This is a genomic window from Amycolatopsis sp. NPDC114478, from assembly GCF_055633805.1.
Genome location: NZ_JBVKDO010000002.1, coordinates 854,456 through 880,863, shown reverse-complemented (window position 1 = coordinate 880,863; position 26,408 = coordinate 854,456). Strand labels below are relative to the sequence as shown.

The 26,408-nt window shown below is 74.1% G+C and carries 23 protein-coding genes; 11 read left to right on the top strand and 12 right to left on the bottom strand.

The window, feature by feature from the left end:
* The first annotated feature begins 75 nt into the window (after nt 1-75).
* Together ACZ7OH_RS08705 and ACZ7OH_RS08700 are read left to right on the top strand one after the other, a co-directional pair.
* Nucleotides 76-1,716, top strand: a complete 1,641-nt coding sequence (locus ACZ7OH_RS08705) for a PucR family transcriptional regulator (RefSeq protein ID WP_470280298.1) — start codon at nt 76-78, stop codon at nt 1,714-1,716.
* Nucleotides 1,717-1,899: 183 nt separating this feature from the next.
* The gene (locus ACZ7OH_RS08700; RefSeq protein WP_470280297.1) at nt 1,900-3,303 is read left to right on the top strand and encodes a M4 family metallopeptidase; all 1,404 of its coding nucleotides are present in this window, start codon (nt 1,900-1,902) and stop codon (nt 3,301-3,303) included.
* A 51-nt stretch (nt 3,304-3,354) separates the two neighbouring features.
* On the opposite strand, the gene ACZ7OH_RS08695 is transcribed toward ACZ7OH_RS08700, so the two are convergent.
* Both ACZ7OH_RS08695 and ACZ7OH_RS08690 read right to left on the bottom strand, forming a co-directional pair.
* Nucleotides 3,355-4,554 (bottom strand): cysteine desulfurase-like protein, encoded by a 1,200-nt coding sequence (locus ACZ7OH_RS08695; RefSeq protein ID WP_470280296.1) that lies wholly within the window; start codon nt 4,552-4,554, stop codon nt 3,355-3,357.
* Nucleotides 4,551-4,796, bottom strand: a complete 246-nt coding sequence (locus tag ACZ7OH_RS08690) for a hypothetical protein (protein ID WP_470280295.1) — start codon at nt 4,794-4,796, stop codon at nt 4,551-4,553. The genes ACZ7OH_RS08695 and ACZ7OH_RS08690 overlap by 4 nt, the downstream gene beginning before the upstream one ends.
* A gap of 98 nt (nt 4,797-4,894) precedes the next feature.
* Here ACZ7OH_RS08690 and ACZ7OH_RS08685 point away from each other — a divergent pair, with 98 nt between their 5' ends.
* Entirely contained in the window at nt 4,895-6,136 is a 1,242-nt protein-coding gene (locus ACZ7OH_RS08685; protein ID WP_470280294.1) for a glycosyltransferase 87 family protein, read from the top strand.
* Here ACZ7OH_RS08685 and ACZ7OH_RS08680 read toward each other — a convergent pair.
* Complete coding sequence (locus tag ACZ7OH_RS08680) at nt 6,087-6,506, bottom strand: DUF4383 domain-containing protein (RefSeq protein WP_470280293.1); 420 nt, start codon at nt 6,504-6,506, stop codon at nt 6,087-6,089. The genes ACZ7OH_RS08685 and ACZ7OH_RS08680 overlap by 50 nt on opposite strands.
* A 77-nt stretch (nt 6,507-6,583) precedes the next feature.
* Here ACZ7OH_RS08680 and ACZ7OH_RS08675 point away from each other — a divergent pair, with 77 nt between their 5' ends.
* Nucleotides 6,584-7,045, top strand: a complete 462-nt coding sequence (locus ACZ7OH_RS08675) for an SRPBCC family protein (RefSeq protein ID WP_470280292.1) — start codon at nt 6,584-6,586, stop codon at nt 7,043-7,045.
* Here the strand turns inward: ACZ7OH_RS08675 and ACZ7OH_RS08670 are convergent.
* Both ACZ7OH_RS08670 and ACZ7OH_RS08665 read right to left on the bottom strand, forming a co-directional pair.
* Nucleotides 7,015-8,211 carry an FAD-dependent oxidoreductase gene (locus ACZ7OH_RS08670; RefSeq protein WP_470280291.1) on the bottom strand — a complete coding sequence of 399 codons (1,197 nt, stop codon included), beginning with the start codon at nt 8,209-8,211 and terminating at the stop codon, nt 7,015-7,017. The two genes, ACZ7OH_RS08675 and ACZ7OH_RS08670, sit on opposite strands and share 31 nt — an antisense overlap.
* A complete protein-coding gene (locus ACZ7OH_RS08665; protein ID WP_470280290.1) occupies nt 8,208-8,642 on the bottom strand; it encodes a nitroreductase/quinone reductase family protein in 435 nt (144 codons plus the stop codon). Before ACZ7OH_RS08665 ends, ACZ7OH_RS08670 begins: the two co-directional genes overlap by 4 nt.
* Before the next feature lie 54 nt (nt 8,643-8,696).
* On the opposite strand from ACZ7OH_RS08665, the gene ACZ7OH_RS08660 reads away from it, so the two are divergent.
* Nucleotides 8,697-9,143, top strand: a complete 447-nt coding sequence (locus tag ACZ7OH_RS08660) for a MarR family winged helix-turn-helix transcriptional regulator (protein ID WP_400906388.1) — start codon at nt 8,697-8,699, stop codon at nt 9,141-9,143.
* Here the strand turns inward: ACZ7OH_RS08660 and wzt are convergent.
* Nucleotides 9,122-9,865, bottom strand: a complete 744-nt coding sequence (gene wzt, locus ACZ7OH_RS08655) for a galactan export ABC transporter ATP-binding subunit Wzt/RfbE (protein WP_470280289.1) — start codon at nt 9,863-9,865, stop codon at nt 9,122-9,124. The two genes, ACZ7OH_RS08660 and wzt, sit on opposite strands and share 22 nt — an antisense overlap.
* A gap of 82 nt (nt 9,866-9,947) precedes the next feature.
* On the opposite strand from wzt, the gene ACZ7OH_RS08650 reads away from it, so the two are divergent.
* The 3 genes from ACZ7OH_RS08650 (at nt 9,948) to ACZ7OH_RS08640 (ending at nt 13,322) form a co-directional block, all read left to right on the top strand.
* Complete coding sequence (locus tag ACZ7OH_RS08650; protein WP_470280288.1) at nt 9,948-10,592, top strand: TetR/AcrR family transcriptional regulator; 645 nt, start codon at nt 9,948-9,950, stop codon at nt 10,590-10,592.
* Between the two features lie 10 nt (nt 10,593-10,602).
* Nucleotides 10,603-12,099 (top strand): cryptochrome/photolyase family protein, encoded by a 1,497-nt coding sequence (locus ACZ7OH_RS08645; RefSeq protein WP_470280287.1) that lies wholly within the window; start codon nt 10,603-10,605, stop codon nt 12,097-12,099.
* A gap of 83 nt (nt 12,100-12,182) precedes the next feature.
* Nucleotides 12,183-13,322: a DICT sensory domain-containing protein gene (locus ACZ7OH_RS08640; protein ID WP_470280286.1), complete on the top strand. Its 1,140-nt coding sequence runs from the start codon at nt 12,183-12,185 to the stop codon at nt 13,320-13,322.
* Between the two features lie 40 nt (nt 13,323-13,362).
* On the opposite strand, the gene ACZ7OH_RS08635 is transcribed toward ACZ7OH_RS08640, so the two are convergent.
* Genes ACZ7OH_RS08635 through ACZ7OH_RS08620 form a run of 4 tightly spaced genes read right to left on the bottom strand, consistent with a single transcriptional unit; the run spans nt 13,363 to nt 21,637 of the window.
* Nucleotides 13,363-14,820: an MFS transporter gene (locus tag ACZ7OH_RS08635; protein WP_470280285.1), complete on the bottom strand. Its 1,458-nt coding sequence runs from the start codon at nt 14,818-14,820 to the stop codon at nt 13,363-13,365.
* Nucleotides 14,817-19,277: a type I polyketide synthase gene (locus ACZ7OH_RS08630; protein ID WP_470280284.1), complete on the bottom strand. Its 4,461-nt coding sequence runs from the start codon at nt 19,275-19,277 to the stop codon at nt 14,817-14,819. Before ACZ7OH_RS08630 ends, ACZ7OH_RS08635 begins: the two co-directional genes overlap by 4 nt.
* Nucleotides 19,274-20,995, bottom strand: coding sequence for a fatty acyl-AMP ligase (locus ACZ7OH_RS08625; RefSeq protein WP_470280283.1), 1,722 nt, complete (start codon nt 20,993-20,995; stop codon nt 19,274-19,276). Before ACZ7OH_RS08625 ends, ACZ7OH_RS08630 begins: the two co-directional genes overlap by 4 nt.
* Nucleotides 20,996-21,022: 27 nt before the next feature.
* Nucleotides 21,023-21,637, bottom strand: a complete 615-nt coding sequence (locus ACZ7OH_RS08620; protein ID WP_470280282.1) for a hypothetical protein — start codon at nt 21,635-21,637, stop codon at nt 21,023-21,025.
* Between the two features lie 405 nt (nt 21,638-22,042).
* Between ACZ7OH_RS08620 and ACZ7OH_RS08615 the strand changes: the two genes are divergently transcribed.
* The 3 genes from ACZ7OH_RS08615 to ACZ7OH_RS08605 all read left to right on the top strand — a co-directional run bounded on the left by ACZ7OH_RS08615 (nt 22,043) and on the right by ACZ7OH_RS08605 (nt 25,456).
* The gene (locus ACZ7OH_RS08615; protein ID WP_470280281.1) at nt 22,043-23,056 is read left to right on the top strand and encodes an alpha/beta hydrolase; all 1,014 of its coding nucleotides are present in this window, start codon (nt 22,043-22,045) and stop codon (nt 23,054-23,056) included.
* Nucleotides 23,053-23,883 (top strand): SDR family NAD(P)-dependent oxidoreductase, encoded by an 831-nt coding sequence (locus ACZ7OH_RS08610; RefSeq protein ID WP_470280280.1) that lies wholly within the window; start codon nt 23,053-23,055, stop codon nt 23,881-23,883. The genes ACZ7OH_RS08615 and ACZ7OH_RS08610 overlap by 4 nt, the downstream gene beginning before the upstream one ends.
* A gap of 385 nt (nt 23,884-24,268) precedes the next feature.
* Nucleotides 24,269-25,456 (top strand): glycosyltransferase, encoded by a 1,188-nt coding sequence (locus tag ACZ7OH_RS08605; RefSeq protein ID WP_470280279.1) that lies wholly within the window; start codon nt 24,269-24,271, stop codon nt 25,454-25,456.
* On the opposite strand, the gene ACZ7OH_RS08600 is transcribed toward ACZ7OH_RS08605, so the two are convergent.
* Nucleotides 25,453-25,767, bottom strand: coding sequence for a transcriptional regulator (locus ACZ7OH_RS08600; protein ID WP_470280278.1), 315 nt, complete (start codon nt 25,765-25,767; stop codon nt 25,453-25,455). The genes ACZ7OH_RS08605 and ACZ7OH_RS08600 overlap by 4 nt on opposite strands.
* Nucleotides 25,764-26,240, bottom strand: coding sequence for a hypothetical protein (locus ACZ7OH_RS08595; protein ID WP_470280277.1), 477 nt, complete (start codon nt 26,238-26,240; stop codon nt 25,764-25,766). The genes ACZ7OH_RS08600 and ACZ7OH_RS08595 overlap by 4 nt, the downstream gene beginning before the upstream one ends.
* Nucleotides 26,241-26,408 lie beyond the last annotated feature (168 nt).

Sequence of the window (26,408 nt, the reverse complement as noted above, 5' to 3'; positions counted from 1 at the left end):
GGGCGAACGAATCCGAGAGGTGTTTTAGTCCCTTCCGACGAACTAGGCTGGCGGTGTCCCGCCTAGCTTCGGGAGGTGCTCGTTTCGGTGAACCTGCGCCCGCACGCCAGCCTCGGCCGCGTCCTCGACGACCTGGGCGGCACCCTCCTGGACCTGGTGCTGGGGGACGCCGACCGGCCCGGGGGCATCGGCGGCGTCGCCATCCACGACCCGCTCGACGAGCCCGCCCTCCCGCAGCACGCCCTGGTGCTGGGGGTCGGCCTCGCCGAACCCGACGAAGTGGTGCGCCAGCTGCGGGTCCTGGCCCGGCACGACGCGGCCGGGCTCGTGCTGCGCGCGCCGGTCACGGTGACGGCCGCGATCACCGCCGCCGTCGAGGAGACCGGTGTCGCGCTGCTGAGCCTGGCCCGCGGCGCGTCCTGGGCCCAGCTCGCGGCGATGCTGCGGTCGCTGCTGGCCGAGGGCGACGTCGGCGACGCCGAACCCGAGACCCTGGCCGGGCTGCCGTCGGGCGATCTCTTCGCCGTGGCGAACGCGATCGGGGCGCTCATCGACGCGCCGGTCACCATCGAGGACCGCCGCTCGCGCGTGCTCGCGTTCTCCGGCCGCCAGGACGAAGCCGACCCCTCGCGCGTCGAGACGATCCTCGGCCGGCAGGTGCCCGAGCGGTTCTCCCGGATGTTGGCCGACCGCGGCGTGTTCCGCGAGCTCTACCGCAGCGACCGGCCGGTGTACGTCGACCGCCCGCCGGAGAGCCCCGACGGGTTCATGATCCCGCGCGTGGCCGTCGCGGTCCGGGCGGGCGACGAGATCCTCGGCTCGATCTGGGCCGCGGTGCGCGAACCGCTGACCGCCGACCGCACGCAGGCGCTGTGCGACGCGGCCCGCCTGGTGGCGCTGCACCTGCTGCGTGTCCGGGCGGGCGCCGACGTCGAACGCCGGCTGCGCGCGGACCTGCTGAGCACCGCACTGGAAGGCGGGGCGGCCGCGCGGGAAGCGTTGAGCCGCCTGGGTTTGGCGGACCAGCCGGTGGTCGTGCTGTCGCTGGCCGTGCTGGAGAACGGCGCCGAAGACGCCGAAGTCGCGACCGAGCGACAGCGGCTGGCCGACGGCCTGGCGATGCACCTGAGCGCGGTCCATCCGCGCTGCGCTGCGGCGCTCGTCGGCGACACCGCGTACGGGCTGGTGCCGGTGACCCGCGACGCCGACGGCGAACGCCGCGCGCTGCGGATCGCGAAGGACTTCCTGGACCGGGTGGGCGACCGCGTCCGGGCGGTCATCGGCATCGGGCCGGTGGCGCGCAGCGCGGCCGAGCTGCCGGAAGCCCGGGCCAGCGCGGACCGGGCGTTGCGGGTGCTGCGCTCGGGCAGCGGCGCGGGCCGCCGGCTGGCATCGCTGGCGGACGTCCACGTCGAGGCGCTGCTGCTGGAGCTGCAGGACCTGGTAGCGGCCCGCGGCGACCGCCCGACCGGCCCGGTGGCGCGCCTGCTCGGGTACGACGAGCAGCACCACGCCCATTTGGTGGAGACGCTCCGGGCGTGGCTCGACGCGTTCGGCGACGTGATCGCGGCGTCGGCGGCGGTGCACGTCCACCCGAACACGTTCCGGTACCGCCTGCGCCGGCTGGCGGAGGTCGGCGGGTTCGACATGACGGATCCGGAGGCTCGCTTCGCGGCGATGCTTCAGCTCCGCGTGGTGGCTCCGCCGGCGTCCTGACCTGTCCGAAATGCCGGTGATTAACTACCGACTTACGACGCCCATATGGTGACTTACCTACTTTCGACCGGTGTGCGACCCCATCGGGGCATGTGACCCTGCTCGGACTTCACGTCAGGTGATCAAGCTTCCACGGAGGTGTACCGGGTGTCACGCAAACGGGCTATCGCAGGGACGGCGGTGGTGAGCGCGGCCGTCGTCGCGGTGTCGCTGGCCATGACCGGCTCGCCGGCCTACGCGACCATCGCGCAGCCGTCGATGCACGCGCTGAACTCCCTCGCGATGCCGTTCGGCAGCGTCGTGCGGTCCCAGCAGGAGATCGGCGGGGTGCCGGTGTTCGGCGGCCAGCTGGTCCAGCTGCGCGACAAGACCGGCGCGGTCCTCGCGACCCACGGCCGCACCGCGCAGAAGACCACGGGTGCCTTCCCGGCGAGCGCCGCCGGTGCCGCGGACGCCGCGCTCGCGGACGTCGCGAAGCGCACCGGCCTCGCCGCGAACACGCTCAAGGCCGACGCGCCGCGCGCGTACTGGTACGACGCCACCCTCGGCGGTGCGAAGGGCGACGGCGTCGCCGTGCCGACCTACCAGGTCACCGTGCACGGCGCGAAGCTGAACGACAAGTGGACCGAGGTCGTCAAAGCCGGCACGCAGGACGTCCTGACGTCGTGGTCGGAGGTCCGCGAGGCCAACCGCGACGTCTGCGACGCCAACCGGAAGGTGGTCAGCGGCAGCAACGCGTCGGTCCGCTGCGGCACCGCCTTCGACGTCACCCGCAAGGAAGGCGGCGCCGAGTCGAGCGTCGCCGACGTCAACAACGTCTACACGTTCTTCGGCCAGGCCTCGGACTTCTACCGGAAGTACGTCAACGTCGACCTCACGAACCTCATCGGCGCCGACTACTCCGACGGCACCGGCAAGGCGCTGCGCGGCACCGTCCGGATCTGCGTCAGCGGCGAATGCCCCTTCGCGAACGCCTTCTGGGACGGCGAGCAGATGGCCTTCGGCGAGGGCGTCACCACCGACGACATCACCGGGCACGAGCTGACACACGGCGTCACCCAGCACACGTCCGGGCTGAGCGGCGGCCAGGCCGACTCGATCAACGAAGGCCTCTCGGACGTCTTCGGCAAGTTCATCGGCATCACCTCGAACGACCCCGACGACACCGGTGACAACCGCTGGCTGCTCGGCGCGGGCTCGTCGCTGGGCGCGATCCGGAACATGAAGGACCCGCGCTCGTCGCTGAAACCGCAGCCGGACATGGTCAACGGCCCGGGCTGGGACACGAACAACCCGGACGTGCACATCAACGACGGCGTCGTCAACAAGGCCGACTACCTCATCACCGACGGCGACACATTCAACGGCCGGACCGTGCGCGGCCTCGGGCTCGACAAGTCCGTCCAGGTCTGGTGGGGCGTCGAGAACACGCTGACGCAGAGCGCGACGTTCAAGGACGTCGGCGACGCCCTCAACTCTTCGTGCGCGGCGCTCGCCAAGGCGGGCACGGCCGGCATCACCGCCGACGACTGCACCCAGGTCGGCAACGCGGTGAAGGCCACCCAGCTGGACCAGGACCCCAGCTGACGAACCCCCACGGATCGTGAGGGGTGCGGGCGGTGCCACCGCCCTCACCCCTCACGACCGCGAGAGCGATTCCAGGCCGGCGAGCAGCGCGTCGACGTCGGCTTCCGTGGTGTACGGCGCGATTCCCGCCCGCACCGCGCCCGTGTCGCCGAGCCCGAGGTGCCGGGAGCACTCGATCGCGTAGAAGCTCCCCGCCGGCGCGTTCACGCCCAACGCTCCGAGGTGCTCGTACACCGCCTGCGACGCGACGCCGTCGACGGAGAACAGGACCGTCGGCGTCCGGTGCCGGTCGGGCGCGCCGTAGCGCGTCACGCCCGGGAGCGCGGCCAACCCGGCGTCCAAGCGCGCGAGGAGCGCGTTTTCGTGGTCCTCCAACGCGGACAACGACCCGAGCAGCCGCGCGCGGCGTGAGCCCGATCCCGGCACCAGGCCCGCCAGGAAGTCGATCGCCGCGGTCGTGCCGGCCAGCAGCTCGTACGGGAGCGTCCCCAGCTCGAACCGCTCCGGGACGGCGTCGGTCGAGGGCAGCAGCTTGTCCGGGTGCAGCGTCTCCAGCAGCGCCGGCGCCGCCGCGACCAGGCCCAGGTGCGGGCCGAGGAACTTGTACGGCGAGCACGCGTAGAAGTCGGCTCCCAGCGCCGTGACGTCGACCGGGGCGTGCGGGGTGAGGTGCACGCCGTCGACGTACAGCAGCGCGCCGGCGTCGTGCACCGCGGCCGCGATCGCCGGGACGTCCGGCCGGGTGCCGAGCAGGTTCGACGCCGCCGTCACCGCCACCAGCCGCGTCCGCTCCGACAGCAGCCCGGTCACGGCGGACGCGGCCAGCTCCCCGGTCGCGGGGTCGAAGTCCGCCCAGCGCACGGTCGCGCCCGCGGCCTCCGCGGCCTGCACCCACGGCCGGATGTTCGCGTCGTGGTCGAGCCGGGTGACGACGACCTCGTCGCCCGGGCCCCAGTTCTTGGCCAGTGTGCGGGAGAAGTCGTAGGTCAGCTGCGTCATGCTGCGGCCGAAGACGACCCCGGCCAGGTCCGCGGCGAGCAGGTCGGCGACGGCCTGGCGCGCCTCGGCGACCACCGCGCTCGCCCGGCGCTCGGCCGCCGTGACGACGCCGCGGTTGGCGATCGCGGCGCACAGCGTCCCGGCCACCGCCTCGCCGACGACGTCGGGAACCTGCGAGCCACCCGGGCCGTCGAAGTGCGCGGCGGAGAGGGCGGGGAAGTGCTTGCGGATCGTCTGCACGTCGTAGCTCATGGCGCCAGCGTGCCAGGAAGCCAGCGGTTGCGGGGGTGCTCGCGGGCCCGCCGCTCGTTGCCGTGCTGGTAGTTGCCGGTGGCCCGGGCCATCAGCAGCTGCCGGTCGTCGCCGCGGTCGGCGGCGGCCAGGAAGCGCGCGGCGGCGGACCCGCGCAGCGTCCCGGCCGGGCGGCCGTGGTGCGTGATCGTGACGGTGCCGCGTTCGTCGACGCGGTAGGCGAAGCCGGTCGGTGTCCCCATCCGCCCAGGCTGGCACGCCGGGCAACCGGTTTTTCCGGAGCAGAGGTCCGGGGGTTTCCCGGATGGCGCCGGGGCGGGGACGCGACAGAATGCGAGAGATGATCAGAGGGGTGCGGACCAGGCTCGGGAACGCGTACGTGCTGCTGGGGGCGCAGGTGCTCGTCCTGGCGGTGCTGCTGGTGTCGTACAACGACGGCCGCGTGCGCTTCCCCGCCTACCGCGTCGACCTGGACGTCTACCGGCTCGGGTCGGCGGCTCTGCTGCACGGCGACGCGCTGTACGGCACCTTGCCGCCCACCGGCGACGGCCAGCTGCTGCTGTTCACCTACCCGCCGTTCGCGGCGGTCGTCCTGGCGCCGCTGGCCGTGCTGCCGTACTGGGCCGCCTGCCTCGTGGTCACCGTCGGCACGCTCGGTCTGCTGGCATTGGTGCTGTTCACGGTCCTGCGGGCGTTCGGTACGCGACCCGACTGGCGCCGGGTCGGAATGCTCCTGCTGGCCGCCGAAGTCCTCGAGCCGGTGCTGCGCACGGTGTACGCGGGCCAGATCGACCTGCTGCTGCTCGCCCTCGTCGTGCTCGACGTCCTGGCCGACACCCCGCGGTGGCCGCGCGGCCTGCTGATCGGGCTCGCCGCCGCGATCAAGCTGACCCCGGCGGTGTTCCTCCTGTACTTCCTGCTCCGCCGGGACACCCGCGCGGCCGTGACGAGCGCCGTCACGTTCGTCGCGGCGACGGCGCTGGGCTTCCTGCTCGCCGGCGCCGACTCGGTGCGGTACTGGACCGGCGCGCTGTGGGCCACCGGCCGCGTCGGCGAGCCGACCTACGCTGGCGACCAGTCCCTGCTGGGGCTGCTCGCCCGCGCCGGGGTGCCCGCCGGCGCGCGGACGACGTGGTGGCTGCCGCTGGTGGCCGTCGTCCTGGTGCTGACGGCACTGGGCGTGCGGCGCGCGCTGGACGCGGGGGAGAAGACGGTCGCCCTCGGCGTCAACGCCGTCGGCGGGCTGCTGATCTCCCCGATTTCGTGGACGCACCACTGGGTCTGGGCCGTGGTCGTGCTGCTCGGCTGGGCGGAGCTGGCGCGCCGGACCCGGCGGCGCGGGTTCGCCGTCGCGGCCGGGGCCGGCGCGGTGCTGTTCGTCGCCGGCCCGCAGTGGTGGTGGCCGCGCGGCGGGGCAGCGGAGCGCGGCTGGACGTTCCTCCAGCAGCTCACCGGCAACGGTTACGTCCTCTTCGGACTCGCCGTGGTGGTCGCGGCGGTGCTGGTGCGGTTCCCGCGCGCCGAGGACGACTTCAGCGGCGCCGTCCCCGTTGCAGCGAGCCGGCTCCCAGGACCAGCATGACCGTGCCGAGGGCGAGGGCGAGGCAGATCCCGGCGGTGTTCAGCGGCAGCACGTCGGTGACCGCCTGCGGCAGCGGGAGCAGGCCGGCCAGGCCGGCCAGGGTGTAACCGGCGCCGGCGGCGACCAGGAACCGGGCAGCCAGGCGCGAAGAGCGGGTGCAGAACACCGCCGCGGCGCCGGTCAGCAGGTGCAGCAACGCCCACAGCCCGGACACCGAGACCAATCCGAACAGCTGGTGCGGGCCCGCGCCGTCGGCGACCCCGGACATCAGTTCCAGCGCGGCGAGCACGAGGAACAGCAAACCGATCAGCATGCCCAGGCCCTGGACGGGGGCGGGACCGCGCCGGGTCTCGGGTTCGGTGGCCGTCATGTCCACCAGGTTCCCCGCAAAACGCCTTTTAATGCACAACTTCAGGGGTAACCGAGGGGTCGACGAAAGGTGATCCGATGACCGAGTACCGCCACACCGCGACCGCCGACGTCCCGGCGGACGAGCTGTTCGCGTTCCTGAGCCACCCCGAGAACCTGCCGCGGTACTTCCCGGAGATGAAGGTCGCCGAGCCGAAGGGCGGTGACAGCGTGCACGTGGAGGCGGAAGTGCACGGCCAGCGCGTCGCCGGCGAAGCCTGGCTGCACACCGACGCGGCGAACCGCTCGCTGTCCTGGGGCGCCGAAGGCCCCGACGACTACCACGGCGAGCTGCGGATCGCCGAGGACGGCCCGGCGTCGTCGGAGATCACCGTGACGCTGCACAGCGTCCGGAAGGCCGACGGCGGCGAGGTCCAGCAGGGGCTCGAGCGCACAGTCGCCGCGATGACCCACGCGGCGAGCGCCGACGCCGACGTCGAGGCGGCCGAAGGCGAAGGCGGCTGGACGTCCTACGACGCCAAGAGGGACTCGTCGAGCTGAGGCGGGAACGGCCCGTAGGCGTTGCCGCGGGCGCCGCGGGTGCGCAGTGCCGGGATCGCGAAGAAGAGCTTGAGCAAGGCCGGCGGCGCGGCGCCACGGCCTCGGGCGCGCGCCGCGGCGGCCCGCCGTTCGACCTTGACCTGGTCGGCCTGCACCCGTTCGATCGCCGCGATCCGGTCGGCTTGGACGCCGGCGAGGTCGGCTGAGGTGACTTCACCCCGGCGCAACGCGGGGATCAGCCGGTTCGCCGCGGCGACGGCGTCCTGGACGGCCATCAGGATCCCGTTGCCGCCGACCGGGGAGATGACGTGCGCCGCGTCGCCGAGCAGCAGCAGGCCCGGGCGGTGCCAGCGCTCGACGCGGGAGATGTCGACCGACAGCAGCGTCGTCTGGGCGAAGCCGGTGAGCAGGTGGGCGCGGTCGGCCAGCCACGGAACGCGGTCGCGCAGGAACGCGCGGACCGGCTCGACGCCGCGTTCGCGCAGCGCCGGGTAGGCGCCCTTTTCGAGGCTGTAGCCGACTTGCCAGTCGTGGACGCCGCCGAGGACGCCGACGTAGGCGTCGCGCCCGAAGTAGAGGTCGAGGTCGGCGTCGCGCGGGTCGCCGGGGGAGCGGGGAAGGCGGAACCAGAGCAGGTCGGTGGTGGCGCCGAGCGGCTTCGCGTCGAGGCCCGCGAGCCGCCGGACCGTCGAGAACCGCCCGTCCGCGCCGACGACGAGTGACGTCTCGAGTTCGCCGCCGCGGAACCGGACGCCGGTCACCTTGCCGTCGGTTTCGAGGAGGCCGGTGACCTTGGCGTTCGTCTTGAGCGTGAACGACGGCAGTTTCGCGGCTCGCTCGGCGAGGAAGTCGAGGAACCGCACCTGCGGCATCAGCGCGATGTAGCCGAACGGGGTGTCGAGCCGGTCGTAGTCGGCGCAGCTGTAGACGCCGGACGGCGTGTGGAAGCGGAACGAGCGCGCCTTGAAGTGGTCGAGCGCCAGGAGGTCCTCGGCCAGGCCGAGGCGGTCGAGCAGTTCGAGGGTGTAGGGGTGCAGCGAGTCGCCGCGGAAGTCGCGGTCGAAGTCCGACCGCGCTTCGAGCACGGTGACGTCGATCCCGGCGCGGGCGAGCAGGTAGCCGAGCAGCAGCCCGCCGGGGCCGCCGCCCGCGGCGGCGACGCTCACGCCGTCTCCAATCGGAAGACCGCCATCCCGGGAACGTGCTCGAGGATCTGGGCCGGGGTCGCGTCCTGCGGGACCGGGAAGGCCCTTACGGCCCACGGCACCGACATCGCGGCCAGGTAGGTCGCGACCACGCCGGCGGCCTCGGCGCCGTCGACGGCCTCGGCCCGGCAGTCCTGGCGTTCACCGGCGGCGAGCAGCGCGCAGTCCGGTGTTTCCAGGAGGTTCGCGACCCAGTCGCGGTCCCGCACGGGCGAGACGAGGTAGTGCCCGCCGTCCCGCGCGACGACGGCGAGCGGCACACGCCGCGGCTCGCCGGTGCTGCGGCCCCGCGTCTCGACGACGCGCAGCGCGTACCCGCCTTCGGGCGGGGCTTCGCCGGGGGCGTCGATCAGTTTGGCGGTCATTTCGGCGTTCATCGCTCGGACGTCCACGCGCTCCACGATAGCAAAACTCGCTAGATTGTCTAGCTACCTTAGAATGGTCAGGTGGAAGACGGTGTGGCGCTCCGGGTGAACCTCGCCCTGCGGGACCTGCTGGCGCTCGCCCACGACGTCCAGCTGGCCCTGGCCCGCCGCCTGGGCCTCGGCGCGACCGACGTGCAGGCGCTGCAGCACCTGGCGACGGGAGTCCCGATGGGCACGGTCGACCTGGCACACGCGCTCAAGATCCGGTCGGCCTCGGCCACGGTCCTGGTCGACCGGCTGGAGGCGGCGGGCCACGTCCGCCGCGACCGCCACCCGAGCGACGGGCGGCGCATCACGCTGGTGGTGGCGGAGGCGGCGCGGGCCGAGGTCCGCGCGGCGCTGGCCCCGCTGGTGGACGCGGTGACGCGGCTGACGGCGGAGCTGGCGCCGGGGGAGGCCGAGGTGGTGGCGAAGTTCCTCGGCGACACCACGGAGGTCTTGCGCGCTTACGCCGCCGAGCCGCGGTAGGCCGCCAGGACTTCGTCCAGGGACCCGCTCGCGCGGATCCGGCCTTCGTCCATCCAGAGCGCGCTGGTGCACAGCGCGCGCAGCAGCTCCTCCGAGTGCGACGCGAACACGAGCGCCCCGGCCCGGCGGGCGAGGTCCACGAGCCGCCCGCGAGCCTTGGCGAGGAACGCCGCGTCGATCGCGCCGAGACCCTCGTCGAGGATGAGGATCTCGGGGTCGATGGTGGTCACCACGCCCAGCGCCAGCCGGACCCGCATGCCGGCCGAGTAGGTGCGCAACGGCAGTCGCAGGTAGTCCCCGAGCTCGGTGAACTCCGCGATGTCGTCGACCCGCTTCTCCATCTGCTTGCGGGACATGCCGAGGAAGAGGCCGCGGATGAGGATGTTCTCGTGGCCCGAAACCTCGGGGTCGAGGCCCACGCCGAGGTCGAACACCGGCGCGATCCGCCCGGTGACCCGGGCACTCCCGCGGGTCGGCTCGTAGATCCCGGAAAGCAGCCGCAGCAGCGTGGACTTGCCCGCGCCGTTGTGCCCGACCAGGCCGACGCGGTCGCCGTCGCCCATCGACAGCGTGATGTCGCACAGCGCCTCGATGACGGGGACCTTCGCCTCGGTGCCGATCGCGCCGCCGGCCTTGCCGAGGACCTGCTTCTTGAGCGACCGGGTCTTGGCGTCGAAGACCGGGAAGTCGACGGAGGCGTTCCGCACCTCGATGCTCACCATGCTGCCCTCCCACTGCTGAATGCGAACGCAAGTTATCATTCGCGTTCGAGCGGGCCGCCGGCGCCCGCCGAGGGGAGGAACGGTGCGTGAGCCATCCGCCGAGCCGGGGTTCCGGCCGCCGCAGCAAGCTCGCAGCCGGGAGTCCCTGCAGAAGGTGCTCGCCGCGGCCGAACACGTCCTGGCCGAGCGCGGGGTCGAGGAGTTCACCGTCGGCGCGGTGGCCGAGCGGGCCGGGCTGTCGGTCGGGGCGATCTACCGCCGCTTCACGGGCAAGGACCAACTGCTCTACGCCGTGAAAGACGAGCTTCTCGGACAGCTGGAAGCCGGAGTCGGCGAAGCCCTCCGCTCGGCGGAGCCCGGGCTGCGGACTGTCGTCGGCGCCTTCACGACGGCTTTGGCGCGCACCTTCGCGACTCGCGACCGGATCTTCCCGGAGCTGCTCGACGGGCAGCGCGCCGACGGGCGTGATCGCGGCCTGCGGGCCCTCGCGGCCATCCAGCAGGCGTTCTTCGAAGCCGCCCACCCCTGCGTTGGAGAGGTCCGCCGTCCGGACCCCGCACTCGCCTTGCGGATGGCTACGCGCACCATCATCGGCTCCTGTGTGCACCGGGCGGCCAGCAGCCGGTTCTGGCCCGACGGGCTGACCTGGACCGCGTGGGCCGGCGAAACGACCGAACTCGCCCTCGCCTACCTGACCGGACGTGCGGCGCCGCCGGAAGCGGGTTAGCGTTCCGCTCATGCGAAACGAGCCCGCGCTCTGGCTGTTCGCCGACCAGCTCGGGCCGCACTTCCACAGCACTCCCGACCACCGCGGCCGCGACGTGCTGCTCATCCGGTCGGCCGCCGCCTTCGGCGCGAAGCCGTTCCACCGGCAGAAGCTGCACCTCGTCCAGGCCGCGCTGCACCGGCTCGCCGCCGACCTCGGCGACCGCGTCACCCTCCTCGACGCGCCCGACTACCGGACCGGGCTGCGGCGGTTCGGGCGGCCGGTGATCGTGCACGAGCCGACGTCGCACGCCTCCGACGCCTTCGTCCGGAAGCTGCGCGACGAAGGTATCGTCACGGAAATCCTGCCCACGCCCGGTTTCGTGCTGTCCAAAGAGGACTTTCAGGCCTGGGCCGACGGGCGCAAGCGGTTCGTCATGGAGGACTTCTACCGCGACCAGCGCCGGAAGTTCGGCGTCCTGCTCGAAGCCGACGGTGAACCCGAAGGCGGGCAGTGGAACTACGACCACGACAACCGGCAGCCGCCGCCGAAGACCACCCGGCTCGACGTCCCCGCGCCGTGGCACCCACGGGAGAACGAGATCGACGAGCGCGTCCGCGCCGAGCTCGACGAAGCCGTCCGCGCGGGGAAGATCCACCCGGTCGGGCTGGACGGACCGCGGCAGTTCGCCGTCGGGCACGACGAAGCCGTCCGCGCGCTGCGGCGGTTCCTCGACCACCGCCTGCCCGTCTTCGGCCCGCACCAGGACGCCATGCTGACCCACGACTGGGCGATGGCGCACGCGCTGCTGTCCGTCCCGCTCAACCTCGGCCTGCTCGACCCCCGCGACGTCATCCGGCGGGCCGAAGAGCGCTACCGGGCCGGTGACGCGCCGCTGAGCAGCGTCGAAGGGTTCGTCCGGCAGGTGCTGGGCTGGCGCGAGTGGGTGTGGCACCTGTACTGGCACCAAGGGCCGGAGTACTTGCGCCGCAACGCGTTGCAGGCGCGCCGGAAGCTGCCGGAGTGGTGGCGTTCGCTCGACGCGGACGCCGTCGAAGCGGCCTGCCTGCGCACCGCGCTGGCCGGCGTGCGCGACCGCGGCTACGCCCACCACATCGAGCGCCTGATGGTGCTCGGCAACCACGCGCTGCAGCGCGGGTACGACCCGGCCGAGCTGACCCGCTGGTTCGCCACCGCCTTCGTCGACGGGTTCCCGTGGGTGATGCCGGCGAACGTGATCGGCATGAGCCAGTACGCCGACGGCGGGGTCGTCGCGACGAAGCCGTACGCGGCCGGTGGGGCCTACATCAACCGGATGAGTGACCATTGCCCCGGTTGTGTGTTCGACCCGAAGAAGCGGACCGGGCCGGACGCGTGCCCGTTCACCGCCGGGTACTGGGCGTTCCTCGACCGCAACGCCGGGCGGCTGCGGGACAACCACCGGATGCGGCAGCCGTTGCGGGGCTTGGAAAGGCTCGCGGATCGTGACGAGGTCGTCGCCCGTGAGGCTGACCGTCGCCACTTCTGATTTCACCTCATTGTGTGGCTAGCCGGACGGGGCTTGCTCTTTTAGGTTGATTGCCTCCCTTACCCCGGCGAAGGCGACCTTCCATGCCCGACGCAGACCCGCGCGCTGGCGTGCTGTCCAAACGCGCTCTGGTGACCGCGTCGCACGCGGTCGAGCGCGCGGCCCTCGCCGAGGAGGCGGGCGCGGACACCGTGGTGTTCGCGCTGTTCCAGCGGCTGCCGTACTTCGAACGCGAGCGCGAGATGTACGCGAAGATCGCGCGGAGGGCAGCCGTCACGGTCGTCGGCATGGTCGACTCGGGCCGGCCCGACCTCCCGCACGGCGTCACGCCGGTGCTGCTGCGCCCCGACGAGCCGATGGCGCGCGAGTGGTCGGTCGCCGTGCTGTCGCCGACGTTCGGCGCGTCGGTCGTCGCGCAGGACCTGGACGAGATCGACCCGCGGGCCACGTCGGTCGAGCGGGCGCGGCTGTTCCGCGGCCGCTGGGGGCTGCGCCGCGACGAGGCGTACGCCGAGGTCGTCCGGCTGCGCGACGCCATGGGCGACCGGCTGCCCCCGGCGGTCCGGCGCAAGGTCGGCGAGGTCCTGGCGTCGGTGCAGACCCCGGCGGCGCTCGACATCGAGAACCGCGCGGAGGCGGCGCTGCGGCACGTGGCGTCCCGGCTGGACGCCGCCCGCGCGTCGGCGCCGGTCCCGGTGGGCCCGGCGGTCGACCCGGAGACGGGACTGGACACCCTGGCGGGCATCACGCCGTGGCTCGGCGACGCGACGGACACGGTGCCGCTGGGCCTGGTCCTGGTCGCGGTCGACGACCTGACGGCGGTCGAGCGCCGCCACGGCACGCGCGTCCGGATGCACACGGAGCAGAACATCGCCGACCTCCTGCGCGGCGGCCTGCGCCCGCTCGACCGCGCGGTCCGGCTCGGGCCGGGGGAGTTCCTGGTGATCCAGCCGGCGGTCCCGCCGGCGGAGCTGACGATCCGCAGCCGCCACCTGGCGTCCCGGCTGGCGGCGTTGCACGCGACTTACCCGTTCGTGGATCTGCACCCGCGCACGACGACGCTGCTGACCCGCCGTCGGCCGTTGCCGCTGCAGAAGCTGCGCGCCCAGTTGCGCGAGGTGCCGGCGGTGACGTTGTGGCCGCCGAGCCAGGGGTCGTTGCCGATCCCGCCGGAGCCGCAGGGGCTGGTGATGCGCTCGGCCGCGGGCGCCTGGTTCCGCTGACGAGGGCCCGGACAACCGCGCGCGGTGAATGTATAACGACCTATACGGCCGCCGTCTTGACACCTCGACTTGTGGCCCGGCTGAAGGCCGAAACCACCGCAGCGACCACGAAGAGTCCACAAGCGACACCCGCCGCCACCTGCACCCCCGCGGTGCACCCCGCCCGCGCGGCCGCGGACAACCCCTCCGCCGCGAACTCCCGCGCCGCCGCTTCCGCCTGGACCGGGCCCGCCGCCGCCAGCCGGGCCGCCTGAGCCGGTACTCCCGGCGGCACCACCAGCCGTGCGGCGTACACCGTCGCCGCCAGCGAACCGAACGCCGTCGTGCCCAGGCCCGCGCCCAGCTCGTACCCCGTCTTCTCCACCGCCGCCGCGCCGCCCGCGTGGCCGGGCGGGGCCGCCGACAGCAACGTGTCCGTGCTGGACGTCAGCGCCAGTGCCATCCCGAACCCCGACCCGACCAGCGCCGCACCCAGCCACCACGACGTCAAGCCGCCCGCCGCCGGCACCGCCAGCGACGACCCCGCCACCGCGAACCCGGAAGTGCGAACCCGCGCGTTGCCGAACCGGCCGAGCAGCGCCGGCGCCGTCACGCTGCCCACCGCCGACGCCCCGAGCACCAGCAGCAGCCGCGCCGCCGCGGCCGTCGGGGACAACCCCAGCACCACCTGCAGGTACTGCGCCAGCAGGACCCCGAGCCCCACCAGCGTGCTCATCACCAGCAGCACCCCGCTCACCGCACCCGGCACGCCCGGGCGGCGGAACAACGCCAGATCCAGCAACGGCGTCGCCGAGGAACGCTGGCGCAGCACGAACAGTCCTAACAGGACACACCCGGCCACGCCCGCGAGAACGCCGCCGCCCGACGGTCCGGCGGCGAACGCGATCCCGAGCACACCGCCCGCCGCGAGGACGGCGCTGAGCGCGTCCCACGGCCGTCGACCGGGCGGTGACCGCGGCAGCCACCGCAGCGCCGCGACCACCGCCACGAGGATCACCGGCGGGTTCACCAGGAACGTCGCCCGCCAGCCGCACGCCTCGACGAGCACCCCGCCCAGCACCGGCCCGAACACCGAGCCCGTCCCGGCGACGCCGCTGCACACCGCGATCGCCGTGCGCCGCCGCCGCTGGTCGGGGAACAGTTCCCGCAGCAGCGACATCGTCACGGGCATGATCATCGCGCCGCCGCAGCCGAGCGCCGCCCGGGCGGCGAGCAGTGCCGGGACGCCCGGGGCGAACGCGCACCCGAGCGACGCCACGCCGAACACCGCGTAGCCGGTGACCAGCACGCGCCGTCGTCCGAAGCGGTCGCCGAGGGTGCCGAACGGCAGCAGCAGCGGCGCCGCCGTGAGCGGGTAGACCGCCACGATCCACACCTGGGCCGCCGCGCCCGGGCGCAGGTCCCGGACGAGGTCGGGGAGCGCGACGTGCAGCACCGTCGCGTCCACGGCCACCAGGAACAGCCCCGCGCCGAGGACGGCCAGCAGCGGCCGCCTCACAGCAAGCTCGCGAGGTGCCGCGCGACGACGTCGACGTGCGGTGGGTCGACGACCGACAGGTGGTGCGCGGGCACCGGCACGATCTCCAGCCGCGGGCACAGGTCCGCCCAGCCCGCGGCGAGGTCGGAGCGGGAGTAGCGCGGCTCCATGGCCAGCCCGGCGGCGTACGGCTCGGTCGCCCGGTAGAGCACCACGCGGCCGTCGTAGCGACGCGGGATCCCGCGCTCGGCCGCGAGCGTGTCCAAAAAGGACTGGCGTTGGTGCCGCAGGACGCCGGGGCTGAGCAGCCCGGCCTCGGCGACCCGGCGCATGGTGAGCTCGATCTGCTCTTCCTCGGGCAGCGGCGCGAGCTCGTCGTGCCCGAGCCGGACCGGACGGCCGTACGTGCCTTCGACGTAGCCGGTGAACCGCAGGAACCGCCGCGCCGACGACGCCCGCGGGTCGAGGCCGGGTTCCGGCAGCGGCAGCATGGTGTCGACGAGGGCGACGAACTCGACGTCTTCGCCTTCGTCGGCGAGCCGGGTTGCGACGCCGTAGGCCAGCGCGCCGCCGAACGACCACCCAGCGAGCCGGTAGGGCCCGCGCGGCAGCCGCGCGCGGACCAGCGGCAGCAGCCGTTCGACGCGATCCTCGATGCTCGTGCCGGGCACGCGTTCGAAGCCGAGGCACGGCACGGCGGCGGGCAGCCGGTCGAGCAGCGGCCGGTAGACGGTGCACGTGCTGCCGCCGGGGTGGAACAGCAGCAGGGGCGCGGTGCCCGCGTCGCCGGGGGCGAGGACGTGCACCGGGCCGCGGGCTTCGCGCGTGTCGAGGACGGCGCGGGCGACGTCGGCGAGGGCGGCGAGGGAGTCGTGCCGCAGCAGGTCGGCGGCGTCGATCGGGGTGTCGAGTTCGGTGGAGAGGTCGGTGGCGAGGAGCCGGGCGAGGCGCTCGTCGAGGTGGACGCGCGGGCCTGGATCCTCGCCGGTGTGCCGGCGCCAGAGCCGCAGGACGAGGCGGTCGGCGGCGTCCCAGGCGCGGCCGCGGGCGGGGCGGGGGAGTTCGCCGTCGCGGGGAGCGAGGTCCCGGTTGAGGTCGGCGAGGGTGGCCCCCCGCAGAACGGCGGCGGTATCGGGTTCGGCGCCGAGTTCCCGCCGGACGGCTTCGCGGATCCGGTTGGCCATGAGGGAGTCGAGCCCGAGGTCGACGAGCGGGGTGTCGGCGTCGAGGCGGGCGGGCGCGAGCCCCATGACCGCGGCGACGATCTCGGTGAGCCGGTCGCGCGCGGTGAGGGGTGCGGCAGCTGGTGGCCGGCTGGGCTGCTCGGCCGAAGTGGCTCCACGGCCGAGCAGCAGTTCGGCCGGTGTGGCGAGCGGGTCCGCGCCGGCCGCCTGGGGGCCGGGCTGCAGCGGGGCATGTGTGGTGAGCTGGTCCGCGGCGGCAGCTCGGGAGTCGGTGGCGGCGGTTGATGTGGCTCCCTGGCCGGGCAGCGGTCGGGCATGTGTGGCGAGCAAGCCCGCAGCGGCCGTCTGGGCACCGGAGTGTGATGTGGCTTCATGGCCGGGCAGCGGCCCGGCGTCTGTGGCGAGCGGGTTCGCAGCGGCGCCCCCATGGCCGGGCTGCCGCTCGGCCCGCCCGGCGGCCGGGGCCGCCACCCGAGCCGTCGCCGACACATCCGTGTACCAATGCCGTTCGTGCCGCCATGGCATCGGTGGTACGTCCGCCAACCTCGCGCCGTCGTCCGGGGCGCTCACCGTGATGCGCGTTCCCGCGCAGTACAGCTCCGCTGCGGCCGCTCCGAACGCCCGGATCTCGTCCTGTCCCCGGCGCAGCGTGCCTGTCACCACCGCGTCCCGGATCCCCGTCGCCTCGAGCGTGCGCGCCAGGGAGCCGCGCAGGATCGGGTGCGGCGAGACCTCGACGAACACCCGGTGCCCGTCCGCGGCCGCCGCCGTCACCGCCTGGCGGAAACGGACCGGGCGGCGGACGTGCGCCGCCCAGTAGCCGGCGTCGAAGTCCGGCAGCGAGCGCGGGTCCGTCAGCACCGTGTCGTACCACGGAACCAGCGGCCGCCGCCCGCCCAGCTCGGCCAGCGCGTCCCGCAACGAACCCAGGATCGGCTCCACCGACGACGAATGCCCGGCGACGGACACCGGCAGCCGGCGCGCGGTCCGCCCCGAAGCCGTCAGCGACGCGACCAGCGAGTCCAAAGTGGACGCCTCCCCGGCCACTGTCAGCTGTCCCGGTGCGGAGTCGACGGCCAGCTCCACCCCGCTCGGCAGCTCCGACGGCGCCAGCGGGACGGCGGCCATCGCGCCGCCCGCGCCGAGCGTGCCCAGCAGCCGCGCGCGGGTGGCGACCAGGTGGACGGCCTCGTCGGCGGTCAGCACCCCGCTCACCACGGCCGCGGCCGCCGAGCCCAGCGAATGCCCGACGACGGCGGCGGGCCGGACGCCGAGCGCCTCCCACCGCGCGGCCAGCGCGACCTGCGTCCCGAAGATCGCCAGCTGGGTTTCGGGCAGTGACAGCCGCTCCGAACCGAGCAACGCGCGCAACGACCGTCCACTGTGCTCGGTGAACGGGTCGCCGAGCTTGTCCACCTGCGCCGCGAACACCGCTGAAGCGGCCAGCAGCCCGCGGCCCATCCCGGTCCACTGCGAACCGTGCCCCGAGAACACGAACACCGGCCCCTCACCCGGCACCGCGGTTCCGGTCGCCGCGCCCGCGGGCAGGGGATTGGCGTCGATAGTCCGCAGCAGGACGGCCAGTTCGGCGGTGTCCTCGGCGACGAACGCCGCCCGGTGCCGCTCGCCGTTGTCGCGCCGGAACAACGTGTGCGTGACGTCGGCCAGGGACTGGCCCGGCACCGAGTCCAGCCAGTCCGCCAGCTGCATCGCGCGTTCGGCGAGCCGGTCGCGGGTGCGCGCGGACAGCAGGCCGACCCGGACGCCGGGACCGGGAGAAGGAGTACCGATCGGGGCGGCCTCGTCGAGGACGACGTGCGCGTTGGTCCCGCCGAACCCGAACGCCGAGACCCCGGCGGTGGCGCGCCCGGAGTACGACGGCCACGGCGTCCGTTCGGTGACCACCTTCAGCCGCAGGTCGTCGAACGCGATGTGCGGGTTCGGCGCGGTGAAGTGCAGCTGCGGCGGCAGTTCGCCGCGGCTCAGCGCGAGCACGACCTTGATCAGACCGGCGATCCCGGCGGCCGCCTCCGCGTGCGCGATGTTCGTCTTGACCGACCCGAGCAGCAGCGGGGCGCCGGGTGAGCGGCCCGCGCCCAGGACCGCGCCGAGCGCGCCGGCCTCGATCGGGTCGCCGAGCAGGGTGCCGGTCCCGTGCGCCTCCACGTAGTCCACAGCGGACGGATCGAGCCCGGCGCCGCGGTAGGCGTCGCGCAGCATCGCCTGCTGGGCCACGGGGTTCGGGGCGGCCAGGCCGTTGGACCGGCCGTCGGAGTTGACCGCCGACGAGCGGATGACGGCGAGCACGCGGTCGCCGTCGACCTCGGCGTCGGCCAGCCGCTTGAGCACGACGACGCCGCAACCCTCGGCGCGCGCGATGCCGTCCGCGCCGGCCGAGAACGTCTTGCACCGGCCGTCGCCGGCGAGCAGCCCCGCGGCGGCGAACGCGGCCGTCGGCCCCGGCACCAGCATGAGATTCACCCCGGCGGCCAGCGCCAGGCCGGCTTCACCGTCGCGCAGGGCGCGCACGGCGTGGTGCACCGCGACCAGCGAAGACGAGCAGGCCGTGTCCACCGCCATGCTCGGGCCGCGCAGGTCGTAGACGTAGGACAGCCGGTTGGCGGCGATGCTGCCCGCCGCGCCGGTCGCCGTCCACAGGTCCGGGGTGGCACCGGCGAGGGTCAGGTGGCCGTAGTCGTGGGTCGAGATCCCGGTGAAGACGCCGGTGCGGCTGCCGCGCAGTGACGCCGGGGCGATGCCGGCGTGCTCGAGCGCGGCCCAGGCGACTTCGAGGAGCATCCGCTGCTGGGGGTCCATGGTCGCGGCTTCGCGCGGGGTGATGCCGAAGTGCTCGGCGTCGAACCCGGCGACGTCGTCGAGGAAGCCGCCGGTGACCGGCGCGGCCTCGGCGTCCCAGCGGCCCGGCGGCGCCGTCCGGACGGCGTCGCGCCCGGTGCGCAGCAGGTCCCAGAACTCGTCGACGCCGTCGGCCCCGGGCCAGCGGCAGCCGAGCCCGACCACGGCGATCGGGTCGGTCCGGCGCCGGTCGGCCGGCGGTGCCTCCGGCTCGTCGCCCGAGGTGAGGCTGCGGACGAGGTGGTCGACGGTCGGGCTTTCCCACAGCAGCGTCGCGGGCAGCCGCGTGCCGACCAGGTCTTCGAGGTCGGCGGCGAGACCGACGGCCTGGCGGGAGGACAGGCCGTAGTCGGCGAGCGGGCGGTCCGGCTCGACGTCGGTGCCGGTGTGTTCGGCGAGCAGCTCCAGGAGCCGTCGGCGCAGGTCGGGGTTTCTCATCGCGCCAGTGCCTTTCCGTGGTGACCGGCCTTTCCGTAGTCGCCGGCGAGGTAGCGGTCGCGGCAAGCGGTGCGCGCGATCTTGCCGCTGGAGGTGCGCGGCACCCGGCCGGCCGGGACGAGCAGCACGTCCCGCAGGGACAGCCCGTGCGCGTCGGAGACCAGCCGCCGGACCGCGACGGCGAGGGCGCGTTCCGCCTCCTCGGTCAGGGCGTCGTGGGTGCGGTGTTCGGCGACCACGACGACGGATTCGGTGTCGGCACCGGTGACGGCGAAGGCGGCGACGCTGCCGGGGCGGATGGCGGGGTCGGCCGACGCGGCCGTCGCCTCGACGTCCTGGGGGTAGTGGTTGCGGCCGTCGACGATGATGAGGTCCTTGATCCGGCCCGCGATGTACAGCTCGCCTTCGTGGCGGACGCCGAGGTCGCCGGTGCGCAGCCACGGACCCTCGGGCAGCCCCGGGTGGTCGCCGGCCAGGCGCGCGCCGAAGGTTTCGGTGCTCTCCAACGGCTTTTCCCAGTAGCCGGCACCGACGTTCGGTCCGTGGACCCAGATTTCGCCGACCTCGCCGTCGGCGAGAGCGACGGCGGTGTGCGGGTCGACGAGGGCGACCTGCTGACCGGCCGGGACCCCGCACGCGACGAGCCGGACGCCGGTTCCGCCCGGTCGCGCGGTTCCGGTGGCGAGGGCGTCGCGGTCGAACGTCGTGACCTTCGGGGCCGCGGCCGGGCCGGTGGTGACGAAGACGGTCGCCTCGGCCAGACCGTAGGCGGGGCGCGTCTTCTCGGGCGCGTACCCGGCGGCGGCGAACGTCGTGTGGAAGCGGTCGAGGACGTCCGGGTTGATCGGCTCGGCGCCGTTGACGATCGCCGCGACGGCGCCGAGGCGCAGGCGTTCCGGCTCGCGCACGCGCGTCGCGCAGTAGTGGAAGGCGAAGTTCGGCGCGGCGCTCCACGCGCCCGGGTGGTCGCCGAGCAGTTCCAGCCAGCGGACCGGGCGCTCGATGAAGGCGAGGGGGTCCATCAGCACCGACCGCAAGCCCAGTGCGAGGGGCGTGATCAGCCCGAGGACGAGCCCCATGTCGTGGAACAGCGGGAGCCACGACACCGTGGTGGCCGTCTTCGGGTCGAGGCCGAGGCCGCGCACGACCTGGGCGACGTTGGCGAGCACGGCGGCGTGCGTGAGCACCACGCCGGCCGGGCTGCGGGTCGAGCCGGACGTGTACTGGAGGTAGGCGACGTCGTCCGGCGACGCCTCGGGAGCCGGCCACGAGCGCGTGGGGCCGGGGCGGTCGGCGGCGATGACCGGGACGGCGCCGTCGAGGAAGTCCGCCACCGCGGCGTGGGCGGCGGTGGTCGTGACGACGGCCGCGGGCGCGCAGTCGTCGAGCACCGCGGCGAGGCGTCCGGCGTGGCCGGGCAGGCCGGGGTCGAACAGCGGCACGGCGATCGCGCCCGCGGCGATGGCGCCGAGGAACCCGGTGACGTAGTCCGTTCCCTGCGGGCAGAGCACGGCCACGCGGTCGCCGGGCCGGACCGGCAGCGCGGCCGCGACGGCGTCGACGCGCTCGGCGAGCCGCCGCCAGGTCAGGCCGCGCCGGCGCCCGGCGGGGTCGGCGGCGAAGTCGAGGAAGGTCACGGCGGGCTCGTCGGGCGTCGCCGCCGCCCAGTGGCGCAGGCAGGCGGTGAGGGTGCCGCCGCCGAGGTGCTGCAGGGACATCGGGGTTCTCCTTGCGGTTCAGCGGTTTCAGCGGCCCAGCCGCGGGCCCGCGTGCTGCCACGCGGCGACGGCCAGGGTGTCGAGGTCGAGGCCGGTCGCTCCGGCGTCGCGGAGCACGAGCAGCACGTCGTCGGCGGCGATGGCGACGGTGCGCAGGCGCAGCCCGGTGGTCTGGCCGGGCAGGCTCAGGACTTGCTGGTAGGACACGGTTTCCGCGCCGGGCACGGCGGGCGGGGCGGCGAGGGTGAGCGTCGAGACGGTCGGGAGGTCCCCGTCGTCGACGGTGACCCGGGCGCAACGGCGCGCCTGTGCGGTCCAGGCGGTGAGATCGGTGCGGGTGCGGGCGAGGAGTTCGGACAGCTGCCCGCCGGGGACGGTCGTCCGGAAGCCCCGGGCGGTCACGCGGCCGCCGGGGAGCAGCCGGCCGCGGACGACGGCGGTGCAGCCGTCGTCCTTGTCCGTCGTGGACGGTGCTTCGGGCACGTCGAACTCGGCGCGAGCGGGGGTGCCCGGGATCGCTTCGGCGGGCAGCAGCGCGGCGGGCGGAACCGTCGGCGGCGGTTTCGCGGTGGAGCCGGAAATGGTCGTCGCCGCGGCGGCGGCGATCAGGAGGACGGGGAGATAACGAATTTTGGCAGCCATGGAAATCCCTTTCGGGAGCGTTCTCGAGGGGTTCGCGGTCCCCGCACTGGGACCCTTCGGCGGGGAGGCGTCCGTGGACGGCCGAGCCGGGCGGCAGGGGAAGGCTACGACAGGTAATCGGTTACCGGAAGGGCCTCAAGATTGCGTAAACGTTCCGCGTGTACCCGGCGTGACCTGCGGAATGGCTGGTTACTCATGAGTCAACCCCGGCGGTGTGGCACGGGCGTCCGACTTTGGTCACCCTCGGTGGTCATCGACTCACCCTGATGGGGGAGTTCGTTTGCCTCCCATTCACATTGTCCGGCACCGGACAATTGCTTTTCCGTTTCCCGCTCCGCTAGCTTGACCGCACACCCGACGCGTTTTTCGGGTGATCGCCGTCACTTTCCCGGGAAAGGAAAACGCATGCGCATATCCGCGAGGTGGCTGCGGTGCGCCGCGGTGCTGCTCGCCGTGGCGGGCACGCTGCCCGGCACGGCCGCCCGGGCCGCGACGGGCGGGCCGGACGCCCGCGCCGACGACGGCTCGCACGTCGTCGTCGAGTCTATTGTGGACGGTGACGCGCGGGTGCTCGACCTGACCGTGCGCTCGACCGGCGTCGGCGGCTACGCGATGGTGCGGCTGATCCTGCCGCGGGACTGGGCCGCCGAGCCGGACCGGAAGTGGCCCGCTGTCTACCTGCTCGCGGGGGAGACGCGGCTGCAGGACTACCGCGGCTGGAGCGCCAACACCGACGTCCGCCGCCTCGCCGACGACGCGGACGTCCTCGTCGTCATGCCGGGCGCGGGCCCGGCCGGGTTCTTCACCGACTGGTGGAACTACGGCAAGGGCCTCGCGCTCAACCAGTGGGAGACGTTCACCGCCGTCGAGCTGCCGCAGCTGGTCGACCGCGGCTACCGCGGGGACGGCCGGCGCGCGGCGGCCGGGCTTTCGCTGGGCGGCTACGGCGCGATCGAGCTCGCGGCGCGCCAGCCGGGCGTGTTCCGCTACGCCGCGTCGTACAGCGGGAACCTCAACCCGGCCGGCCCGACCGGCGAGCTGCTGACGGACGCGATCGTCGCGTCGGCGCACCTCGACCCCGAAGCGCTGTGGGGCGACCGCCGTCGCGAATCGGCGCGCTGGGAGGCGCACGACCCGGTCGTGAACGCCGACCGGCTGCGCGGCACGGAGCTGTTCCTGTCGGCGGGCAACGGCCTGCCGGGCCCGCTCGACGCGCAGCTCCCGGTCGACGTGCTGCCCGGGGCGATGCTGCTGGAGTTCCTGTGCGGCGGCCAGACCACGGCGATGGCCGGCCGGCTGCGCGCGCTCGGCGTCCCGGTGACGGCGGACCTCTACGGGCCGGGCACCCACCAGTGGGCGTACTGGCAGGAAGAGCTGCACAAGACGTGGCCGCGGATGCTGGCGGTGGTGGCGTCGTGAAACCGTCCTACGTGGTCACCGGGGCGTCGAGCGGGATCGGCCGCGCGTGCGTGGCGGAGCTGGTCCGCCGCGGCGCGCACGTGTGGGCGAGCGTCCGCACGGACGGGGACGAGAAGGAGCTGGACCGCGCGTACGGCGACGCGGTGAGCGTGCTGCGGATGGACTTGCGGGACGCGGAGTCGATCGCGGAGTGCGGCGCGCGAGTCGCGGCGGCGGGCCCGGTGCGGGGGCTGGTGAACAACGCCGGCCTCGCGCGGCCGGGACCGTTGGAGTACGTGCCGCTGGCGGCGTTCCGCGAGCAGCTGGACGTGAACGTGACGGGCCAGCTCGCGGTGACCCGCGCGATGCTGCCGGCGCTGCGGATCGCCCCGGTGGCGCGGGTGGTGACGGTCGGCTCGATCGGCGGCCGGATCGCCGGGCCGATGGTCGGGCCGTACCACACGTCGAAGTTCGCGTTGGTGGGCTTGACGGACAGCCTCCGCGCGGAGCTGGCCCCGGAGGGGATCGAGGTGATCCTGGTCGAGCCGGGCGCGGTGGCGACGGCGATCTGGTCCCGAGCGCGAGAGGCGGCGGAGGAGGTGCGCGCGACGCTGCCGCCCGCGGGCCTCGAGAGGTACGGCGAGCAACTGGCGGCGGCGGAGCGGAGCGCATCGCGGTCGGCGCGGACGGGCGTACCGCCCCGGCGGGCCGCGGAGGTGGTGGTGCGCGCGTTGACGACCCGCCGTCCGGCGCCGAGATATCTGGTGGGTGCGGACGCGCGGCTGGCGGCGGTGCTGGCGAGCTTGCCGTTCCGCCTGCGATACCGCTTGACGGCGGCGAAGCGATGACGGCGGACACGTGGGTCGGCGCAGCGGCCGCGAGGCTTGGTCGGCGGTCGCAGCTCGCGCCGGCGGATCGGGTTGGCCAGCGGCGGTTAGCGCGGACGGTGGCGTGCCGGATTTCCCAGCGGCAGCTTCCACCTGCGGCGGCGATGCGGCGGCTCGGCCGGCTGCGGTTTGCCCGGGCGCTGGCGGGCCAGATTCCTCAGCTGTGGATTCCACGTGCGGCGGCGATGCGGCGGCTCGGCCGGAGGTCGCAGCTCGCACCGGCGGATCGGGTCGGCCGGCGGCGGTTAGCGCGGGCGGTCGTGGGCCCGACTCCCCAGCGGCGGATTCCACCTGCGGCGGCGACGAGGCCCGCCCGCCCGCAGCCCCACCGCGCGGCGGTGGAGCGATGAGCCGCCGGGTCGTCATCATCGCGCCTGGCTCGCGCGGGGATGTCCAACCCTGCGTCGCGCTCGGGCGGGGGCTCGCCGCCGATCGCGACCAGGTCCGCATCCTCGCCGCCCCCGCCTTCGAACCCCTCGTCACCGCGCACGGCCTCGACTTCGGACCCCTCTCGGCGGATCCCGGCGAAGTGCTCAACTCTGCCGCCGGCCGGGCCTGGACCGCCGGACGCCGCCCACTTGCGTTCCTCACCGGCCTCCGCGAAGTCCTGCGGCCGGTCCTCGACCGCTTGCTCGCCGACGTCCACGCCGGCACCAAGACCGCCGATCTCGTGCTCGCGCCTACCCTCGGCTTCCTGGGCACGCACCTCCCCGTCCCGAACGTCGAACTCCACTACCAGCCCGGCATCCCGACGCGCGCCTTCCCGCATCCGCTTCTCCCGTGGGCCGCGAAGCTGGGACCGTGGGGGCGCCACCTCAGCTTCACCGCCGTGGACGCGCTGGCCGGGCACCTCCTGCGTCCCGAACTCGACCGCTGGCGCGCCGAAACCCTCGGCCTCTCCGGAAAACGGCCGCGCCGGGATTCGCCGGTCCTGTGCGGTTTTTCCGAGGCCGTCGTGCCGCGGCCACCCGACTGGCCCGCCCGCGTCCACGTCACCGGCTACTGGTTCCTCGACGCCGACCCCGGCTGGCGCCCGGACCCGCGGCTGCGCGACTTCCTCGCCGCGGGACCGCCGCCGGTGTACGTCGGGTTCGGCAGCATGCGCGCGACCGAGGAGACCTTCGTCCTCGCGCACACCGCCTTGCGCCGCGCCGGCCTCCGCGGTCTGCTCGGCACCGACACTGATTTCTCCGACGACGACGTGCTGGCCGTCACGGACGTCCCGCACGACTGGCTGTTCCCGCGCACGGCCGCGGTGGTCCACCACGGCGGCGCCGGAACGACCGCGGCCGGGCTCCGGGCCGGCGTCCCGGCGCTCGTGTGCCCCGTCTTCGCCGACCAGCCCTACTGGGGCGACCGCGTGTACCGGCTCGGCGCGGGACCCCGCCCGCTCGGCGACCTGGCCGGTCTGCCTGCGAAACTGAAGGAGCTGACCGGCAACCCGCTCTTCCGCCGGGGCGCGCAGTACGTCGCCGCCCGGCTGCGCCGCGAGAACGGCGTCGCCCACGCCTGCTCGGTCCTGCGCGAAGTCTAGGAGCCCGCCCGCTCGACGGCCTTCACCAGCGCCCGCAGCGCGGCCACCTCCGCGGCCAAGGCCCGCCGTCCGGCCGGGCTGATGGTGAGCCACGTCCGAGGCCGCTTGCCCTCATACCCCTTCTCGACGTCGATCAGGCCGGCTTCGTCGAGGATCGTGATGTGCCGGGACAGGTTGCCCGCCGTCATGTCCAGGGTCCGGCGCAGGTACCCGAAGTCGACCTGGCCGGCTTCGGCGGTGATCGTCAGGATGCCGAGCCGGTGCCGTTGGTGGACGGTCTCGTCGAGGGCCGCCGCGGGGTGCTCGCTCACGGGCGGGCCCGCCGCTTGTGCCACGCCGCGAAGACGCCGCCCGCGAGCAGCACCAGCCCCGGCAGGGCGGTCGTGACCGACGCGGAGACGTTGGCCAGCAGCGTCGCGACCGCGAAGAGCCCGCTGACCACGCCGAGCACCCGGCTGCGCTCCAGCCACGCCAGCCCCACCAGGCCGAGCGCGATCGTGACGAGCGGGGCGTCCGGCCGGACCGGCGCGAACCACAGGTCGAGCATCGCGAGGGCGACGAACCCGAAGATCATGGCGGCGACGGTCGTGCGTCGTGGCCGCAACCACAGCACCGCGCCGAGCGCGAGCAGGGCGGCGGCCGCGACCGGGACGGTGAACGACGGTTCGGCGTACGGCGACCGCTCGACCCGGTAGGTGAAGGACTCGACCACCGGAAACCCGAACGAGATCGCGAGCACGCCGACCAGCCCGACGGCGAGGTAGCCGCGGACCGGCGTCCGCACGCCGCTGCGCGTGCCGCGGTGGCCAGGAACCCGCCGACCACGGCGACCAGCCAATAGAGCTGCAGGGGCGTGCCGAACCGGAGAATCCCGACTTCGAAGCGGCGCGTGCAGCACGAGCACCGCGAACAGGAACAGCGGCGGCCCGTACGCGCGGCGGTCGGCCCGGAC

What these genes read in the sequence shown, in the direction of transcription:
- ACZ7OH_RS08695 (WP_470280296.1), bottom strand. Translation starts at nt 4,554, where the DNA reads ATGAGCTACGACGTGCAGACGATCCGCAAGCACTTCCCCGCCCTCTCC.
- ACZ7OH_RS08690 (WP_470280295.1), bottom strand. Translation starts at nt 4,796, where the DNA reads ATGGGGACACCGACCGGCTTCGCCTACCGCGTCGACGAACGCGGCACC.
- ACZ7OH_RS08685 (WP_470280294.1), top strand. Translation starts at nt 4,895, where the DNA reads ATGATCAGAGGGGTGCGGACCAGGCTCGGGAACGCGTACGTGCTGCTG.
- ACZ7OH_RS08680 (WP_470280293.1), bottom strand. Translation starts at nt 6,506, where the DNA reads ATGACGGCCACCGAACCCGAGACCCGGCGCGGTCCCGCCCCCGTCCAG.
- ACZ7OH_RS08675 (WP_470280292.1), top strand. Translation starts at nt 6,584, where the DNA reads ATGACCGAGTACCGCCACACCGCGACCGCCGACGTCCCGGCGGACGAG.
- wzt (WP_470280289.1), bottom strand. Translation starts at nt 9,865, where the DNA reads ATGGTGAGCATCGAGGTGCGGAACGCCTCCGTCGACTTCCCGGTCTTC.
- ACZ7OH_RS08645 (WP_470280287.1), top strand. Translation starts at nt 10,603, where the DNA reads ATGCGAAACGAGCCCGCGCTCTGGCTGTTCGCCGACCAGCTCGGGCCG.
- ACZ7OH_RS08640 (WP_470280286.1), top strand. Translation starts at nt 12,183, where the DNA reads ATGCCCGACGCAGACCCGCGCGCTGGCGTGCTGTCCAAACGCGCTCTG.
- ACZ7OH_RS08630 (WP_470280284.1), bottom strand. Translation starts at nt 19,277, where the DNA reads ATGAGAAACCCCGACCTGCGCCGACGGCTCCTGGAGCTGCTCGCCGAA.
- ACZ7OH_RS08625 (WP_470280283.1), bottom strand. Translation starts at nt 20,995, where the DNA reads ATGTCCCTGCAGCACCTCGGCGGCGGCACCCTCACCGCCTGCCTGCGC.
- ACZ7OH_RS08620 (WP_470280282.1), bottom strand. Translation starts at nt 21,637, where the DNA reads ATGGCTGCCAAAATTCGTTATCTCCCCGTCCTCCTGATCGCCGCCGCC.
- ACZ7OH_RS08615 (WP_470280281.1), top strand. Translation starts at nt 22,043, where the DNA reads ATGCGCATATCCGCGAGGTGGCTGCGGTGCGCCGCGGTGCTGCTCGCC.
- ACZ7OH_RS08605 (WP_470280279.1), top strand. Translation starts at nt 24,269, where the DNA reads ATGAGCCGCCGGGTCGTCATCATCGCGCCTGGCTCGCGCGGGGATGTC.